The organism is Micromonospora sp. NPDC049801, from assembly GCF_040656575.1.
Classification (GTDB): Bacteria; Actinomycetota; Actinomycetes; order Mycobacteriales; family Micromonosporaceae; genus Micromonospora.
The window spans coordinates 56,573-72,596 of sequence record NZ_JBFAMS010000008.1 but is presented as its reverse complement, the minus strand read 5'-3'; the positions used below and the strand labels follow the sequence as shown (position 1 = coordinate 72,596).

Here is a 16,024-nt window from a genome sequence, read left to right as displayed (position 1 = left end):
GACGTGCCCCTGCTGTACGACCTCAGCAAACTGACCGTCGGCTCAGCCCTGCGACTGGGCTGGCGACCCCGCGTCCAAGGCCTGGAGCACCTGCCCCGCCGAGGCGGGGCGATCCTCGCCAGCAACCACCTGTCCGTCGCCGACCAGGTGGTCCTCGCCTGCCTGACACCCCGACACGTGACGTTCTGGGCCAAGGCCGAGTACTTCACCGGCAGCTGGCTCAGCCGGCACGTCGTGGCCGGCATGGGCGCCATCCGCGTCGAGCGCGCCGGCGGCCGGGCCGCCCTCACGGCCTTCGACGCGGCCGTGCCGGTGTTGCGCGCCGGCGGTCTCGTCGCCATCTTCCCGGAGGGCACCCGGTCCCCCGACGGGCGGCTCTACCGCGGCCGCACCGGAATGACCCGGTTGGCCCGCGACGCCGAGGTCCCGATCATCCCGGTCGGCGTACTCGGCACCGCCGAGGTGTTGCCGGTCGACGCGCGAATCCCCCGCCGACACCCGGTCGCCCTGCGCTTCGGCCCGGCGATCCCGGTCGCCGACCGCATCACCGGGCCGCGCGACATCCGGGCCATCACGGACGAGGTGATGGCCGCGATCCAAGGGCTCACCGACCAGGAGTACGTCCCCCGCTACGCCCCGCCCCGGCAACCCCGCGCCTGAGCGGCGGCGGCGGTCAGCCGGCCAGCAGAGCCGCCATCCGCTGCGCCTGCGCCTCCCAGCGCCACTCCCGCTCCACCCACGCCCGGCCGGCCGCCCCGAGTTGGCGGGCCAGGTCCCGGTCGCCGAGCAGCCGGGCGACCCGGTCGGCGAGCTGGGCGACGTCCCGGCCACGGACCACGTACCCGGTCTCGCCCTCCCGGACCGCGTCGGGCGCGCCGCCGGAGTCGCCGGCCACCACCGGCAGGCCGGTCGCGGACGCCTCCAGGTAGACGATGCCCAGCCCCTCCACGTCCAGGCCGCGGTTGCGGGTACGGCAGGGCATGGCGTAGACGTCGCCGGCCGCGTAGTGCGCGGGTAGGTCGGCCGCCGGCACCGAGCCGGTGAAGACGACGTCCCGCTCGACGCCGGTCTGGCGGGCCAGCTTCTCCAGGGTGGCCCGGTACGGCCCGCCGCCGACGATCAGCAGCGCCGCGTCGGGCACCCGGCGGCGGATCTCCGGCAGTGCCCGGATCAGCATGTCCTGGCCCTTGCGCGGCACGAGACGCGACACGCAGACCACCACCGGCCGGTCGGTCAGCCCCAACCGGGCCCGGACCGGCTCGCCGTCCACCGACGGGTGGTAGGCGTCCACGTCCACGCCCGGCGCGAGCCGCCGCAGGTCGGTCACCCCGGCCAGCACCCGGGCGAGCCGGGCTCGCGTGTACTCGCCGAGGTAGGTGGTCACGTCGACGCCACGCCCGATGCGCCGCAGCGCCGGCCGCGCGGCCGGCAGCGCCGCCCAGCCGACCTCGTGGCCGTGGGTCTGCGCCACCACCCGGCGTACGCCCGCGCGCCTGCGCAGACCGGCCGCGAGCAACCCCAGCGGGGCCGCCGCGCCGAACCACACCGTGTCGCAGTCGTACGTGCGGGCGAGCCGGGCCGCGCGCCGGGCGATCAGCGGGGTGGGCAGGAGCACCCGGGTGCGTTCCCGGATCACCTCGAACGGCTGGTCGGCGTCGAACTTCTCCGCACCACGCCAGCTCGACGCGTAGACGACCACCGACCCCGCCGGCTGACGCACAGCGAGGTTGTGCACGAAGGACTGGATGCCCCCCGGGCGGGGCGGAAAGTCGTTCGTGATCAGCAACGTGCGGCTCATCGGCGTGCCTCCCGGGCGTACGCGCGGGCGGCGGCCATCCGCTCCACGGTGGACGGATGCGAGGCCGAGTAGAGGTATTCCCACCGCGGCGGGTCGGGGTCGCCCAGGTTGACCGTGCCGAGACGGCGCTGCATCGACTCGAAGGCCGCCGGGTCGCCGGTGAGCGCGAGCGCGTGCGCGTCGGCCCGCGCCTCCACCCGCCGCGACACCAGCGCCTGCACCGGGGTGGCGACCAGACCAGCCACCGTGACCAGGGCAATTACCAGTGGAAACGCGCGTGGATGGGCGATCGAGTCGACGCCGGCCAACCGCAGCAGCAGCCCCCACGAGCCGAGCAGGTAGAGGGCCACCACCGCGGCGGCGACTCCCAGCGCCCCGGTCAGCGTGCCCACCGCCACGTCGGAGTCCTTCGCGTGGCCCAGCTCGTGCGCCACCACGGCCGTCACCTCGGCGGGGTCGGCCTCGCGCAGCAGCGTGTCATAGACGACCACCCGGCGGGTCGGGCCGAGGCCGGAGACGTACGCGTTGACCGCCGTGGTCCGCCGGGAGGCGTCGGCGACGAGCACGTCGCGCACCGGCACCCCGTCGCGGGCGGCCATGCTCATCAGCTCGGTGCGCAGCGCACCCTGCTCCATCGGGGTGAACTTGTTGAACACCGGCTCCACGAGCACCGGCAGCACGAATGACAGCAGCACCACCAGCAGGGCCGCGCCCGCCGCGCCGAGCGCCCACCACCAGCGCGGCGCGAGCCGGATGACCAGGTAGAAGCCGAACAGCGCCACCGCACCGATCACGGCGCTCACCGCGTACGACTTGAGCAGGTCGACGGCCCAGCCACTCCAGGAGTTGGTGCTGAGCCCGTAGCGGGTCAGGACGGTCTGCCGCCAGGCGGAGAACGGGAGGGTGAGCAGGTCGGCGACGAGCACCACGGCGAGGCCGCCGAGCACCGCCTGGGCGATCCAGTGCCCACCGAAGGGCCGGCCCACCAGCTCGACCAGGCGACCGCCCAGCGGGGTGAGCCCCAGCGCGACGGCGATCAGCAGCCCCACGGCGAGCGCGGCGTAGCCGCCGGGGCGCAGCGCGGCGCGGAACTCCCGCCCCCTGGCCACCTGGTCGGCCGGGAGATCCCGCAGAGCGGCGAGCTGGTCGGCACGGGGGGCCGGGGGCCGGTGCCAGGGCACGAACACGGCGACGGTCACCAGCAGGGCCACCGTCAACCCGGCCAACGTCAACAACGCCCAGCCGCGCGGGCTCACCGGCGCACCGCCGTGGCCACCACGCTCAACGCCCGGTCACGATCACCCCGGCACACGGCGGCGTCGGGCCGCCGCGCGTGGCCGCGCCACCGCCACACGGCACCGGCGCGCGGGGCACCGACGGGCCCGTCGTGCTCGCGTCGTACCCCGCTCATCCCGCCGCTCCTCCCGCCGTGACCGCCCATCCTATGGCCCGCGAAAAGCCCGCTTCGGGTGCGGTGACGCACTTCGCCGACGCGGCCCCCGCACGGCTGTGCTCAGCGCCCGCACGGCTGTGCTCAGCGCCCGCACGGCTGTGCTCAGCGCCCGCACGGCTCGTCGACGGCCATCCGGCCGGCCCCGGGGCGAGGGCTCAGGCCACCCGGCGGACCCGACGCGCGCCAGCGCCGGGCCGGGCGGGCGCGTCGGGCCGGGCGGGCGCGGCCAGCACCTCGACGTCGAAGCCGGCCCGGGCGAACACCTCGATCGCCTCAACCTCGGCGGCGACCAGCCCGGCCGCCGGGGACGTGTCGTCGAACAGGGCGGTCAGCGGGCAGCCGGAGCAGCCGTCGGCCCGCTTCGCGCACCCGTCGCAGTCGATGAGCATCACGCCTCCTGATCGCTCGCGATGCGCGGCCGACACCCTGTCGTCGCCACCCGAGCACCGTCGGTCACATCGACGTTATCCACCGGGTACGACAGAACCGCCCGTTGAGGGCTAGATCGACTCCAGATCAGCGAAATCGGGGTATCCCGAACGGCCGGACAGCCCGACATCGCCGACCTCGCGCGGGCGCACCCCGTCGAATCGCCGGTCAACTGCCGGTCAAGCGCCTGTTTCGTCGATCCAGGTCACTGCGATCGTGGTGCTACGTCCGGGCCACGCCGGGCGAGGCCCCAGCCCTGGCCGTCGGTCCGGGCCGAACGGAACGGGTCGCACCACCCTGACTCAACGGAGGCTTCGACATGCGCGGACCATCTTCGACCACACGCTCCCGGCTCACCGCCGTCGCGCTCCTCGCGGGCGTCACGACGGCCGCGGGCGGGCTCGTCGCCACGCCGGCGCAGGCCACCTCGGCACTCGGCTGCAACTACCCCCGCGTCTGCTTCTGGGTGAGCGGCAACCCGTACGACGGCGCGCCGCCGACCGCGTCGTTCCAGGACACCTACTACCAGACCCTCGGGTCCCGCAGTAAGGGCGCGGACTGGGTCTACAACAGCCGCAACGACGACGGCGCGAAGATCTTCTACTCCAACAACGACTGGGTCTGCGTCTCCCCGGGCGAACTGGCCTACCTCGAGCCGTACGGCTACGCGGTCGCCATCGACATCATGGACTCCCCGTACTGCTCCTACTGACCCGCTCACCGGAGGTTGACGACATGAATCCACGACGTCTCCTGGCCGCCTGCGCGGTCGCGGTGACCGCATCGGTCGGCCTGGTCGCCAACCCGGCGTTCGCCGGTGGTTACTTCACGACGAAGACGGACCTGAACCTGCGCTACTGCCAGTGGCTGAACAATTCGCAGTGCTCGGTCATCCTGACGATCCCGAAGGGCCAGTCGGTCTACCTGAACTGCTGGGCGACCGGATCGTCGGTCAACGGCGACACCGTCTGGTACAACGCCTTCTACGGCAACGCGAGCGGCATGCTCGCCGGTGACTACATGTACACCGGCCACGACCCGAACCCCGCCGTCTCCCGCTGCGTCTGACACGCCGATCCGGCCGCTGGCGCTGACGCGCCAACGGCCGGATCCGTACGTCACGGGTAGTAGACCCGAGGGCTGGTGTAGGTGCCGTGAAACGCTCCGCTGCACGTGTAGACCTCGACCACCGCCACGGCGGAGCCCTTGAAGTTGTTCATCACGTTGACGTTGCGGCTGATCGGCCCGAACCGGCCGGTCCGGTTGAGGTCGTAGTAGATCCAGGAGGTGTTGCCGTTGTTGCTGGTCCGCAACTGGAGGTACGCCGTGCACCGGGACCCGTCCGGGGTGGCGTTCATGTAGAAGTCACCCACCACGGTCTGGTTGGAGCCCTGGTACGAGATGCACGAGCTGATCGGGTAGGCCCCGGTGCAGCCGCCACCCGAGGCCGCCTGGGCCGCTGCCGGGGCGACCAGGAGCGCCGCCAGTGTGACCACCGTGCCGAGGATGGTGCCCAGCAGTCTCTTTCCCATGTCGTTCGCCTGCCTTCGTCCGGTGCCCGGCGGTGCCGGGCGGATGCGGACACCGTCGCCGACCGGACCTGCCGGAACCTCGCCAAATTCTTGCCCGCCCCGACAGCCTGCCCGGACGTGCGGTCAGGAGCGGGCGAGGCGGCGCAGCAGCGAGTCGGCCCCCAGCGGGTACGCGCCGTGCCGGCGTACCCCGTCGGCGACCTCGCGGTCGGACGAGACCACGACGACCGGACGGCCCGCCGGCTCGGCGCGGACCAGGCGTCGGATCAGCTCGTCGGCGGTCTCGCCCTTGCGGGAGAAGAGCACCCGTACGCCGCGCGGGGCGGGCGGCAGCCCGTGCATCCGCTCGGCGCCGTCGAACACGACGGTGACCTCGTCGCCGGTCTGCGCGGCGATACCGCCCAGCCCGGTGATGAGGCGCTTGCGCTGCTGCTCCAGCGACATCTCGCCGAAGCCGCGCTTGGTGACGTTGTAGCCGTCCACGACGAGGTGCGCCCGGGGCAGGGCGAGCAGCTGGTCGAGCCGGGCCGGGTCGTCGGTGTCGCGGGCGCGCGCGGCCGGGCCCGCCGGGGCGGTACCGGGCTGCTCGGCGAACGCGTCGGCGACGAAGTCGGCGGGGAGCTTGTCGACCGGGTCGAGCGCCAACTCCCGGCGCAGCCCGACGGCGGCCTGACCGATGGTCTCCAGCAGCAGCCAGAGGCGGGCGTCGTCGACCGAGCGGGCCTCCTTGGCGCTGGCCCGGGCCACGCCGGCGGCGGCCTCCGCCTCGGCGAGCCGGGCGCGGGCGCGGCGCAGCTCGGCGTCGACGTCCGCGCTGGCGCGCGCGGCCCGGCCGCGTTCGGTGGCGAGAAGTTCGCTGGCCTTGCGCTCGCGGGCCTGCGTCTCGCGAAGGGTACGGGCCAGCTGACGGGACTCCTCACGGAGCTGGCCGAGTTCCTCGCGGACCCGGGCCAGCTCGTCGCGGAGCTTGTCGGCCTCGACCCGGGCCACCGCCCGGTCGTGTTCGGCGCGGGTGGCCCGCTGCTCGGCCTCGCGGACCAGTTCGGCGACGACGGCGCTGTCCGCCTCGGCGCGGACCGCCGCGCCGCTGGCGTCGATCAGCTCCCGCCAGCCGCGCGGCCGGACCAGATACGCCAGTGCGGCCACCTCGACCGGGTCGGCGGCGGCCGGCGCGGTGCCCTCGACCACGGCCGCCCCGAGGTCACCGGCATCGGCCAGCACCCGGGCGGTGACCCGCTGCCGGAACAGCGGGTCGGCGGTGAGCTGGGCGGCGATGGCCGGAGCGCCGAGACGGGCGCGCCGGTTGGGGGCGAACTTGGCCACCCGCCGCAACGGCACCGGCACCTCGTCGCCGGGGAGGCTGGGTAGCACGGCGGCGGTCAGCGCCACGATCCGTTGCCGGACCGGCTCGGGCAGCGTCGGCTCCGGCTCGATCGTCGGATCACCGCCCGAATCGGCGGGAGTGTCACTGGCGTCCGGATCGCTCACCGCGCCGTCGCGGGCGACCGGATCCTCCTGCGGGAGGTGGTCGTCGTGCGGCTCGGCGAGGGGCATGTGGCAAGTCTCCCACCGCTGGCGGGCCCACCGCCTGGTGAGTGAGCCGATCTCTCATCCTAGCCCCATGGTGACTGCTGGGACCTCTGCGACGGGAGTGTCGGACCGGGGCGCTAGCGTGCCGCCGATGGCACAGGCGGAGTACGTCCAGGAGTCACTGGCCGGTCTCGACCCGGCGGTGGGCGGGGTGGACCCGGCCCTGCCGCTGTACGCGACGACCTTCGTGGTGGTCGACCTGGAGACCACCGGCGGCGCGCCGGACGGCGGCGGGATCACCGAGATCGGCGCGGTCAAGGTGCGCGGCCGCGAGGAGCTGGGGGTGCTGGCCACCCTGGTCAACCCGGGGCAGCCGATCCCGCCGTTCATCACCGTGCTGACCGGGATCACCCAGGCCATGCTGCTGCCGGCCCCGCCGATCGAGGAGGTGCTGCCCAGCTTCCTGGAGTTCATCGCCGACGCGGTGCTGGTGGCGCACAACGCCCCGTACGACGTGGGTTTCCTCAAGGCCGCCTGCGCCCGGCACGGCTACCGCTGGCCCAACCCCCGCGTGCTGGACACGGCGGCGCTGGCCCGGCGGGTGCTGAGCCGCGACGAGGTGCCCAACCGCAAGCTCGGCACCCTCGCGGCGTACTTCCGCACCGCCACCCAGCCCACCCACCGGGCGTTGGACGACGCCAAGGCCACCGTCGACGTGCTGCACGGTCTGATCGGCCGCCTCGGCGGGCACCGTGTCGACACCGTCGGCGACGCCATCGAGTTCGCCCGCGCGGTCACCCCGACGCAGCGCCGCAAGCGGCATCTGGCCGAAGGGCTGCCCAGGGTCCCGGGGGTCTACATCTTCCGGGCCGCCGACGACCGGCCGCTCTACGTCGGCACCTCGGGCGACATCGCCACCCGGGTGCGCAGCTACTTCACCGCCGGCGAGAAGCGCGCCCGGATCTCCGAGATGCTGGCCGCGGCCGAGCGGGTCGAGGCGGTGGAGTGCGCGCACTCGTTGGAGGCGGAGGTCCGCGAGCTGCGGCTGATCGCCGCGCACGCGCCTCCGTACAACAGGCGGTCGAAGTACCCGGAGCGGATGGTCTGGCTCAAGCTGACCGACGGGCCGTACCCCCGGTTGTCGATCGTGCGCGACATCTCCCCCACCGACACCGCCTACCTCGGGCCGTTCACCTCCCGGCGGGCCGCGGAGCTGGCCGCCGCCGCCTTCCACGACGCGGTCCCGCTGCGCCAGTGCACGCACCGGCTCTCGCTGCGCACCGTCACGCCGGCCTGCGCGCTGGCCGAGCTGGGTCGCTGCCCGGCGCCCTGCGAGCACCGGATCACCCCCGAGGAGTACGACGACAGAGCCGTCGAGCCATTCCGGACGGCCACCACGAGCGACCCGCGGCCGGTGGTGGACGCGCTGCTGGCCCGGATCGACGTGCTCGCGGCCGACCAGCGCTACGAGGAGGCCGCCGTGGTGCGGTACCGGCTGGCCGCGGTGCTGCGCGCCACGGTGCGGATGCAGCGGTTGGCGGCGCTGACCGGGATCGCCGAGCTGGCGGCGGCCCGACCGGCCGCCCGGGGCGGCTGGGAGCTGGCCCTGGTACGCCACGGTCGGCTGGCCGGCGCCGGGGTGTCCCCGCCGGGCGTCCACCCGCGACCCACGCTGAACGCCATCCGGGCCACCGCCGAGACGGTGTCGGGTGGGCACGGGCCGGTGCCGTCGGCCACCGCCGAGGAGTCCGAGCGCATCCTGTCCTGGTTGGAGCGGCCGGAGACCCGGTTGGTCGAGATGTCGTCCGGTTGGTCCTCACCGGCGGGCGGCGCGGGGCGCTTCCGTGACCTGCTGGCGAAGGCCGAGAGCGGGGCGTCGCACCAACTCTCGACCGAACGCTCATGACCAACTGACCGATCGGACTACGTCGACTCGCTTAGGCTGTTAAGGAAGTGCAGTCCTGCCCGTTTCGTGGGCCTGCTCCGTTCACCGGGTCCGGTGACCGCGGAGCCGGGGTGAGGAGGTGTCCCTCGTGGACGTCGACGCCGGACACGGCGCCGCCCTGGGGGGCGCCCTGCCAACCCAGTCGGGCGAGCTGCCCCTGACCCGCCGACTGCGGTCGTTGCTCACCTGGCCGACCACCGACTCCGACCCGGTCACCCACCTGGTCCGCACCCATCGGGGCATCCACGCCGGCACCGATCCGGCGGTGCTGCGCCGGGCGTACACGATCGCGGAAAATATGCACCGCGGGCAGTTCCGCAAGAGCGGCGAGCCGTACATCACCCATCCTCTCGCGGTGGCGCAGATCTGCGCCGAGCTGGGCATGGACACCACCACCCTGGTCGCGGCGCTGCTGCACGACACGGTCGAGGACACCCGCTACACGCTCCAGGCGCTCTCGGAGGACTTCGGCCACGAGGTGGCCCACCTCGTCGACGGGGTGACCAAGTTCGACAAGGCGTTCTACGGCAAGGCCGCCGAGGCGGAGACGGTCCGCAAGATGATCGTCGCCGCCGCCAAGGACGTCCGGGTGCTGATCATCAAGCTGGCCGACCGGCTGCACAACATGCGTACGCTCGGGGTGCGCTCGGCGGCGTCCCGGGAGCGGATCGCCCGCAAGACGCAGGAGGTCCTGGTCCCGCTCTGCGACCGGTTGGGCATCCAGACCCTCAAGCGTGAGCTGGACGACGTGGTGCTGCTGCACCTGGAGCCCGACGAGCACGCCCGGCTGGCCCGGCACGTGCACGACCGGCCCGGCTGGGAGGCCTACCTCGACGCCGTGGTCAACCGCGCCCGGGCCGCGCTCAAGCGCAGCCGGGTCGACGCCGAGGTGAGCCCCCGTCCCCGGCATCTCTACTCGATCTGGAAGGACACCGTCGCCGGCGGCCACACCGCGCCGTACGACCTGCCCCGCATCTCGGTGGTGGTCGACGGCCCGGCCACCGACTGTTACGCGGCGCTGGGCGCGATCCACGGCACGTGGCGGCCGGTCGCGGGCCGTTTCAAGGACTTCATCGCCTCGCCGAAGAACAACCTCTACCGCTCGCTGCACACCAGCGTCTGCGGCCCGCAGGACCGTACGGTGGAGGTGCTGATCCGCACCCAGGAGATGCACCGCGCGGCCGAGTACGGCATCGCCGCCGACTTCCGCTTCCCGCGCTCGGGCAGCGGCAGCGCGGCGGCCCGGGCCGAGCAGTTGGACTGGCTGCGCCGCGTGCTCGACTGGGAGCCGGAGGCCGCCGACCCGGCGCAGTTCTACGAGTCGCTGCGCTGCGACCTCGCCGAGGGCCAGATCCAGGTCTTCGCCGACGGCCGTCAGGTGGTGCTGCCGGCCGGCGCCACACCCGTCGACCTGGCGTACGAGCTGGGCAATCATCGCGGTGACCACTGCCTCGCGGCCCGCATCAACGGCCGGCTCGCGCCGCTGAGCTCGGAACTGGACGAGGGCGACGTGGTGGAGATCTTCACCGAGAACGACGCCGACAACGGCTTCGAGGCCGCCGCCGCCCCGCGCGGCCCCCGCAAGGAGTGGCTGGGCTTCGTCAAGTCGCCGCACGCGCAGATGCAGATCAACAGGTGGTTCGCCGAACACACCGAGCCGGGCATCACGATCAGCGACAAGGTACGCCTCGGTCGGGCCACCATCGGTCTCGCCCTGCGCCAGCACAACCGGGGCCTCGCCAGCGACCTGCCGCTGCTGCGGCTCTCCGAGGAGTTGGGCTACCCCGACCTGGAGACCCTGCTCGTCGCGGTCTTCGACCGGGTGATCGAACCGGACGCCGTGGTACGCCAGCTCATCGACCTGGTCGACCATCGACAGTGACTCGGGCGTGCCCCAGCGCGTCCGAGGGACATTCGTGACCACTAGCCTGGGGTCATGATCCCCCGTTCCCGCGCCACCGGTCGGGCCGTCTTCTACCAGGCCTTCTACCGGCTGCCGCTGCCGGTGCGCCGGCGTCTGGTCCGACTCGCCGTACCGAAGTACATCGTCGGCGCGGTCACGTTGGTCCGCGACACCGAGGCGAGCGGCGCGGGTCGGTTGCTGATGCTGCGCCAGCCTCCCGGCAACAAGGGCTGGTCGCTCCCCGCCGGCCTGCTGAACCGGGGTGAGCCCCCGGTCGTGGGCGCGGCCCGCGAACTGTTCGAGGAGTCCGGCGTCCGGCTGCCGCCGTCCCGGCTGCGCCCCGCCGTGCCGAACGCGATCGTGCACGCCAAGGGCTGGGTGGACATGGTCTTCGAGGCGGAGGTGCCGGCGTCCAGCACCGAACTGGTGGTGGACGGCGGGGAGGTCTTCGAGGCCGCCTGGCATCGGTTGGACGACCTGCCCAAGCTCACCTGGCCGACCGCGCGGTTGCTCGCCTACTACGACATCGGGCCGCTGGCCGGGCAGTTCCCGCCGCCGGTGCCCGACACCGCGCCATGACCAGGGCGAGCTGGCCGAGGGACGTCTGCGCGGTCGTGCTCGCCGCGGGCGAGGGCACCCGGCTGCGTCCGCTCACCGAACGGGTGCCCAAGGCGCTCTGCCCGGTCGGTAACGTGCCGCTCCTGGACCGGGCCCTGGATCGGTTGGCCGGTCTGGGCCTGAGGAGTCCGGCCCGGGTCGCGGTGAACGCCTGCTACCTCGCCGACCAGGTGGTCGCGCACGTCGGCGACCGCGCCCACCTGTCGGTGGAGCCCGGCGACCCGCTCGGCACGGCGGGCGGGGTGGCGAACCTGCGGGAGTGGATCGACGGCCGAGGAGTCCTGGTCGGCAACGCCGACGCGTACCTGGCCGAGCCGGCCACCGCGCCGGGCCCCGACATGGCCGCGCTGCTCGACGGTTGGGACCGGGACTCCGTACGCCTGCTCGGGCAGCCCGCCGCCGACCCGCACGCGCCGGGTACCTTCGCCGGGCACTGCTTCACCGGTTTCTCGCTGCTGCCGTGGCGACTGGTCCGCGACCTGCCGGTGGTCATGTCCGACCTGGTGCGCGCGGTGTGGCGGCCGGCGGAGGCGGCCGGGGCGCTCGACGTGGTGCCGTACGCGGGCACCTTCTACGACACCGGGACGCCGGCCGACTACCTGGCGGCCAACCTGCACACGGCGGCCGGCGGCGTGCTCGTCGACGAGTCCGCCACGGTGCCCGGGAACTGCGTCGAATCGGTGGTCGGCGCCCACGCCCGGGTCGACGGCGACGTGCGACGCAGCGTGATCTGGCCGGGCGCGACCGTGCGAGCGGACGAGCGTCTGCGGAACGTGATCCGCTTCGGCGACGGCGGGACGGTGCAGGTCTAGCATGGGCGACGACGCCGACGAACGGAGAAGTGCCCCGTGATCACCGCGATCGTGCTGATCGACTGCGCCACCGACGCGATCCCCGAGGTGGCCGATGCCCTGGCCAACGTCCCCGGCGTCAGCGAGGTCTACTCGGTGGCGGGGCACGTCGACCTCATCGCCATCGTCCGGGTCCGCGAGTTCGACCAGATCGCGCAGGTCATCGCGGGCAGCATCTCCAAGGTGCCGGGTGTGCTGAACACGGAGTCGCACATCGCGTTCCGGGCGTACTCGAAGCTCGACCTTGAGGAGACGTTCGCGATCGGCCTCGCGGACGCCGACTGACCCGCAGCCCGCATGCGCCGCGGCCGGTCCACCCCGCGTGGGGTGGACCGGCCGTCGCGCTACCGCGAGATCAGCTCTCGCTGGGAGCGGGCCGCTCGGTGGTGCCGAGGCCCGGTTCCGGCGACTCGGTGATCCCACCACTCGGAGCCGGCGACTCGGTGACGCCACCCGGAGCCGGCGACGAGGTGCCCGGGCTGGGCGTGCCGCTGGCGCTGGTCTGCGGGACCGGGATGCCCAACTGGTTGGCCAGCTGGACCAGCTCGTCGTAGTGCGCCTGCAGCGTCGGCAGGGCGGTCTGGGCCAACTGGACCACCGACTGCTCGGAGCCCTGTGAGATCTCCGTCTGGGTGGCCTGGATGGCCTGGACGTGACCGGCCAGCTCACTGGTCACCCAGAGCCGGTCGAACTCCGTCCCACTGACGTTGTTCAGCTTGTCGATGACCGCCTGCTGATCGGTCGTGGGCTCGTTCGGCAGCTGGACGTTGAGCTGCGACGCGGTCTGCTGCACCGTCTGGTCCAGCTGGGTGTGGTCGGTCTTGAACATCGCGCCCAGGTCCTTGACCCCCTGGTTCTGGCCCTTCTGCTGAGCCAGGTCACCGGCGGTGATCTCGAAAAGGTTCACCTGGTGCACCGCCTGCAGGTACTGGGTGTCCTGCGTCGACGGCTGTGCCGCCGCCTGGGCGGCTGCTGCCGGCGCGACACCCACCAGCACCAGCGCGGCCAACAGGCCGAGGCGTTTGAGACCCAACATGCTTCCCCCCTAGAGACGTTGGATCGCACGGATACCCGGCTCACGGGGGTTATTCCTGCGATCGCCCGGCGCGCGGGGTCGACCGGTCCCGCCGTGCCCGTCCGACTCCTGCTCGGTTGGGCGACCGGACACCGGAAACGGCGTGACGCCCGCCGGAAGTCCGGCGGGCGTCACGTGACGGTGCTGTCGGGAGGTTAGCGGCGGCTCTCGCCGCTGCCGATCTCCGCACGATCTCCCCGGGGCTCGACCGGCGGGTGACCCGGCGAGACCGGCGCCTCGACCGGCTTCTCGATCGGGTAGAAGAAGCCCCGGACCGCCGGGCCGAGGGCCCCGAGCCGGTTCATCTTCTTCGGTACCACCCAGCCGACGTACTCCAGCTCACCGTGGCCGTCCGCGTGCCCGTTCGACGCGCTGAGCGGCTGGTGGACCTCGATGAACCGACCGTCCGGCAGACGCCGGATGATGCCGGTCTCGACGCCGTGCGCGAGCACCTCCCGGTCGTGCTGCTGCAGACCCAGGCAGAGCCGGTAGGTGACGTAGTACGCCAGCGGCGGAACCACGAGCAGACCGACCCGGCCGGCCCAGGTCATCGCGTTCAGGCTGATCTGGAACTTGTCGGCGATCACGTCGTTGGCACCCGAAAGCGTCAGCACGATGTAGAAGGCGACGGCCATGGCGCCCACGGCCGTACGGGCCGGAACGTCACGGGGCCGCTGGAGCAGGTTGTGGCTCTTGCGGTCCTTGAGGTGCCGGGCCTCCAGGAACGGGTACATCGTCGACAGGCCGACCAGGATGCCGGGCAGCACGACAGTGGGCCAGAACAGCGGCGGGATGACGTACCCGTCGCCGATCGGGATGTTGATCTGCCAGGCCGGCATGAGTCGCGTCGAGCCGTCGAGGAACATGACGTACCAGTCGGGCTGGCTGGCGGCCGAGACCACCCACGCCTCGTACGGCCCGAACAGCCAGATCGGGTTGATCTGGAACAGACCGCCCAGCAGCGCGATGACGCCGAAGACGACCATGAAGAAGCCGCCCTGCTTCAGCGCGTAGCGGGGGAACATCCGCTCGCCGACCACGTTGTTGTTGGTCCGGCCGGGGCCGGGCCACTGGGTGTGCTTCTGCTTGAAGACCAGACCCAGGTGGGCGCTGATCAGCGCGAGCAGCAGGCCCGGGATCAACAGGACGTGGGCGATGAAGAACCGGCTGATGATGATCGTGCCGGGGAACTCGCCACCGAAGACCGACGACGTCACCCACGAGCCCACCACCGGGATGGACAGCATGATCGCGGAGGCGATCCGCAGACCGGTGCCGGACAGGCCGTCGTCCGGCAGCGAGTAGCCGGTGAAGCCGGCCAGGAAGCCGACCCAGAACAGCAGCGAGCCGATGATCCAGTTGGTCTCGCGCGGCTTGCGGAAGGCGCCGGTGAAGAACACCCGCAGCATGTGCACGACGATCGCGGCCATGAACAGCAGCGCCGCCCAGTGGTGCATCTGCCGCATCACCAGACCACCCCGGACGTCGAACGACAGGTCCAGGCTGGAGGCGTACGCGGCGGACATCGGGGTGCCCTGCAACGGCGCGTAGCTGCCGTCGTAGACCACCTCGGTCATCGCCGGCTCGTAGAAGAAGGTCAGGAACACACCGGTCAGCAACAGCACGATGAACGAGAACAGCGCGATCTCGCCCAGCAGGAACGACCAGTGGTCCGGGAAGACCTTGTTCAGCAGCTTGCGCAGCGGCGTGGCCACCGCGAAGCGGTCGTCCACCCCCGCCGCGGCCTTGCCCGGCGTGGCCGCCAGGTCAAACTTTCGACGCTTCATGGCCGCTCCCAGAAATCAGGCCCGACGGTCTCGGTGTAGTCGGACTTCGCCACGAAGAAGCCCTCGGAGTCCAACTCGATCGGCAGCTGCGGCAGCGACCGGCTGGCCGGGCCGAAGACGGGCCGGGCGTTGTCGGTGATCAGGAACTGGGACTGGTGGCACGGGCAGAGCAGCCGGTTGGTCTGCTGCTCGTAGAGGCTGGCGGGGCAGCCGGCGTGCGTGCAGATCTTGGAGAACGCCGCGTAGTTGCCCCACATGTAGTCCTTGTGGTGCTTCTGCGTCTCGCCGGGGCGCGAGTTGGCCTCGCGGGATTTCTGGGCGTCCGCGTCGCGCAGGTGGATCAGCAACGTCGGCGAGTCGGCGTGCCGGTTGCTCACGCCGTGCTCGATGCCGGGGAAGACGGTCAGCTGACCACCGGCGCTGATGTCCGCCGGGCGCACCGGGCGGCCGTCCTCGCGGACCAGGCGGATCTTCTGCCCGTTCTCCGTCGGGGCGAACCCGGTGGTGAACATCTGGTTGTTCTTGTGCGGCTGGGAGATCAGGCCGCCGACCAGCGGCGCCGCCGCGACCGCGGCGACCGGCGCGAGACCGGCCAGCAGCGAGATGCCGAGCAACGGACGACGCTTGATGCCCATCTCGTCGGCCAGGTAGAGCATGGTCTGGCCGGTGATGGTGCGACCCTCGGAGTCGACCTGGCCCTCGTGCCGGTCCTGGATCGAGACCTCCTTGGGCAGCAACTTCTTGCCCCAGGTCAGGATGCCGAAGCCGACGGCGAGCAGGGCCACGCCGAGGGTGGCGCCCAGCAGCGGCGTGTAGAACTTGTCGCCGCCGCGACCCGGCTCGTACTGCCACGGCCACCAGATGTAGATGGCCAGGAAGGCGGTCGCCGCCAGACCGGTGATCAGGAAGAACCCGGCCACCACGCGGGTGAGCCGACGCTCCGCCTTGGTGCCCGGCAGCACCTGCGGCTCGTAGTGGACGATCTCGATGTCGTCCCGACGCGCGCCCTCGCGGACGATGTCGAACCGGCTCAGCCTGGGGTCGTTCACGTCGAGCGGCTCCGGGCCCTGCGAGGCCTGGTGCTCGGTGTGCGTGCTCATGCC

General features: G+C 72.4%; 17 protein-coding genes. 8 read left to right on the top strand and 9 right to left on the bottom strand.

What is annotated here, in order from left to right:
- Positions 1–3 precede the first annotated feature (3 nt).
- Positions 4–660 (top strand): lysophospholipid acyltransferase family protein, encoded by a 657-nt coding sequence (locus tag AB0I89_RS16570; protein WP_357126768.1) that lies wholly within the window; start codon positions 4–6, stop codon positions 658–660.
- 13 nt (positions 661–673) lie between these two features.
- Here AB0I89_RS16570 and AB0I89_RS16565 read toward each other — a convergent pair whose 3' ends face one another.
- From AB0I89_RS16565 to AB0I89_RS16550, 4 genes are all read right to left on the bottom strand, one after another.
- A complete protein-coding gene (locus tag AB0I89_RS16565; RefSeq protein ID WP_357126765.1) occupies positions 674–1,798 on the bottom strand; it encodes a glycosyltransferase family 4 protein in 1,125 nt (374 codons plus the stop codon).
- Complete coding sequence (locus AB0I89_RS16560; RefSeq protein ID WP_357126762.1) at positions 1,795–3,054, bottom strand: M48 family metallopeptidase; 1,260 nt, start codon at positions 3,052–3,054, stop codon at positions 1,795–1,797. The genes AB0I89_RS16565 and AB0I89_RS16560 overlap by 4 nt, the downstream gene beginning before the upstream one ends.
- Positions 3,051–3,209 (bottom strand): hypothetical protein, encoded by a 159-nt coding sequence (locus AB0I89_RS16555; protein WP_357126759.1) that lies wholly within the window; start codon positions 3,207–3,209, stop codon positions 3,051–3,053. The genes AB0I89_RS16560 and AB0I89_RS16555 overlap by 4 nt, the downstream gene beginning before the upstream one ends.
- 197 nt (positions 3,210–3,406) lie before the next feature.
- Entirely contained in the window at positions 3,407–3,640 is a 234-nt protein-coding gene (locus AB0I89_RS16550) for a hypothetical protein (protein ID WP_357126756.1), read from the bottom strand.
- Positions 3,641–3,999: 359 nt separating this feature from the next.
- Between AB0I89_RS16550 and AB0I89_RS16545 the strand changes: the two genes are divergently transcribed.
- Together AB0I89_RS16545 and AB0I89_RS16540 are read left to right on the top strand one after the other, a co-directional pair.
- Positions 4,000–4,392 (top strand): hypothetical protein, encoded by a 393-nt coding sequence (locus AB0I89_RS16545; RefSeq protein ID WP_357126753.1) that lies wholly within the window; start codon positions 4,000–4,002, stop codon positions 4,390–4,392.
- 23 nt (positions 4,393–4,415) lie between these two features.
- The gene (locus tag AB0I89_RS16540) at positions 4,416–4,748 is read left to right on the top strand and encodes a hypothetical protein (protein ID WP_357126750.1); all 333 of its coding nucleotides are present in this window, start codon (positions 4,416–4,418) and stop codon (positions 4,746–4,748) included.
- A gap of 50 nt (positions 4,749–4,798) precedes the next feature.
- Here AB0I89_RS16540 and AB0I89_RS16535 read toward each other — a convergent pair whose 3' ends face one another.
- Together AB0I89_RS16535 and AB0I89_RS16530 are read right to left on the bottom strand one after the other, a co-directional pair.
- The gene (locus tag AB0I89_RS16535; RefSeq protein WP_355049393.1) at positions 4,799–5,212 is read right to left on the bottom strand and encodes a hypothetical protein; all 414 of its coding nucleotides are present in this window, start codon (positions 5,210–5,212) and stop codon (positions 4,799–4,801) included.
- Positions 5,213–5,335: 123 nt separating this feature from the next.
- Complete coding sequence (locus tag AB0I89_RS16530) at positions 5,336–6,766, bottom strand: NYN domain-containing protein (RefSeq protein WP_357126746.1); 1,431 nt, start codon at positions 6,764–6,766, stop codon at positions 5,336–5,338.
- Positions 6,767–6,893: 127 nt separating this feature from the next.
- Between AB0I89_RS16530 and AB0I89_RS16525 the strand changes: the two genes are divergently transcribed.
- The 5 genes from AB0I89_RS16525 to AB0I89_RS16505 all read left to right on the top strand — a co-directional run bounded on the left by AB0I89_RS16525 (position 6,894) and on the right by AB0I89_RS16505 (position 12,344).
- Complete coding sequence (locus AB0I89_RS16525) at positions 6,894–8,648, top strand: DEDD exonuclease domain-containing protein (protein WP_357126743.1); 1,755 nt, start codon at positions 6,894–6,896, stop codon at positions 8,646–8,648.
- 127 nt (positions 8,649–8,775) lie between these two features.
- On the top strand, positions 8,776–10,569 hold the full coding sequence (locus AB0I89_RS16520) for an HD domain-containing protein (protein WP_357127304.1): 1,794 nt from the start codon (positions 8,776–8,778) through the stop codon (positions 10,567–10,569).
- Positions 10,570–10,623: 54 nt separating this feature from the next.
- Positions 10,624–11,169: an NUDIX hydrolase gene (locus AB0I89_RS16515; protein ID WP_357126740.1), complete on the top strand. Its 546-nt coding sequence runs from the start codon at positions 10,624–10,626 to the stop codon at positions 11,167–11,169.
- Positions 11,166–12,020: a sugar phosphate nucleotidyltransferase gene (locus AB0I89_RS16510; protein ID WP_357126738.1), complete on the top strand. Its 855-nt coding sequence runs from the start codon at positions 11,166–11,168 to the stop codon at positions 12,018–12,020. The genes AB0I89_RS16515 and AB0I89_RS16510 overlap by 4 nt, the downstream gene beginning before the upstream one ends.
- 36 nt (positions 12,021–12,056) lie before the next feature.
- Positions 12,057–12,344: an Lrp/AsnC ligand binding domain-containing protein gene (locus AB0I89_RS16505; RefSeq protein ID WP_355049387.1), complete on the top strand. Its 288-nt coding sequence runs from the start codon at positions 12,057–12,059 to the stop codon at positions 12,342–12,344.
- A gap of 70 nt (positions 12,345–12,414) precedes the next feature.
- Here the strand turns inward: AB0I89_RS16505 and AB0I89_RS16500 are convergent, their stop codons facing one another.
- The 3 genes from AB0I89_RS16500 to AB0I89_RS16490 all read right to left on the bottom strand — a co-directional run bounded on the left by AB0I89_RS16500 (position 12,415) and on the right by AB0I89_RS16490 (position 16,021).
- Positions 12,415–13,095: a DUF4142 domain-containing protein gene (locus AB0I89_RS16500; protein ID WP_357126735.1), complete on the bottom strand. Its 681-nt coding sequence runs from the start codon at positions 13,093–13,095 to the stop codon at positions 12,415–12,417.
- Between the two features lie 194 nt (positions 13,096–13,289).
- On the bottom strand, positions 13,290–14,921 hold the full coding sequence (locus AB0I89_RS16495; protein ID WP_355049385.1) for a cytochrome b N-terminal domain-containing protein: 1,632 nt from the start codon (positions 14,919–14,921) through the stop codon (positions 13,290–13,292).
- Entirely contained in the window at positions 14,918–16,021 is a 1,104-nt protein-coding gene (locus tag AB0I89_RS16490; RefSeq protein ID WP_355049384.1) for a Rieske 2Fe-2S domain-containing protein, read from the bottom strand. The genes AB0I89_RS16495 and AB0I89_RS16490 overlap by 4 nt, the downstream gene beginning before the upstream one ends.
- Positions 16,022–16,024: the final 3 nt, after the last annotated feature.

Excerpts from the sequence above, each read along its gene's own strand:
- AB0I89_RS16535 (WP_355049393.1), bottom strand. The coding sequence starts at position 5,212 with ATGGGAAAGAGACTGCTGGGCACCATCCTCGGCACGGTGGTCACACTG.
- AB0I89_RS16495 (WP_355049385.1), bottom strand. The coding sequence starts at position 14,921 with ATGAAGCGTCGAAAGTTTGACCTGGCGGCCACGCCGGGCAAGGCCGCG.
- AB0I89_RS16530 (WP_357126746.1), bottom strand. The coding sequence starts at position 6,766 with ATGCCCCTCGCCGAGCCGCACGACGACCACCTCCCGCAGGAGGATCCG.
- AB0I89_RS16510 (WP_357126738.1), top strand. The coding sequence starts at position 11,166 with ATGACCAGGGCGAGCTGGCCGAGGGACGTCTGCGCGGTCGTGCTCGCC.
- AB0I89_RS16565 (WP_357126765.1), bottom strand. The coding sequence starts at position 1,798 with ATGAGCCGCACGTTGCTGATCACGAACGACTTTCCGCCCCGCCCGGGG.
- AB0I89_RS16540 (WP_357126750.1), top strand. The coding sequence starts at position 4,416 with ATGAATCCACGACGTCTCCTGGCCGCCTGCGCGGTCGCGGTGACCGCA.
- AB0I89_RS16500 (WP_357126735.1), bottom strand. The coding sequence starts at position 13,095 with ATGTTGGGTCTCAAACGCCTCGGCCTGTTGGCCGCGCTGGTGCTGGTG.
- AB0I89_RS16490 (WP_355049384.1), bottom strand. The coding sequence starts at position 16,021 with ATGAGCACGCACACCGAGCACCAGGCCTCGCAGGGCCCGGAGCCGCTC.
- AB0I89_RS16545 (WP_357126753.1), top strand. The coding sequence starts at position 4,000 with ATGCGCGGACCATCTTCGACCACACGCTCCCGGCTCACCGCCGTCGCG.
- AB0I89_RS16525 (WP_357126743.1), top strand. The coding sequence starts at position 6,894 with ATGGCACAGGCGGAGTACGTCCAGGAGTCACTGGCCGGTCTCGACCCG.
- AB0I89_RS16555 (WP_357126759.1), bottom strand. The coding sequence starts at position 3,209 with ATGAGCGGGGTACGACGCGAGCACGACGGGCCCGTCGGTGCCCCGCGC.
- AB0I89_RS16550 (WP_357126756.1), bottom strand. The coding sequence starts at position 3,640 with ATGCTCATCGACTGCGACGGGTGCGCGAAGCGGGCCGACGGCTGCTCC.
- AB0I89_RS16515 (WP_357126740.1), top strand. The coding sequence starts at position 10,624 with ATGATCCCCCGTTCCCGCGCCACCGGTCGGGCCGTCTTCTACCAGGCC.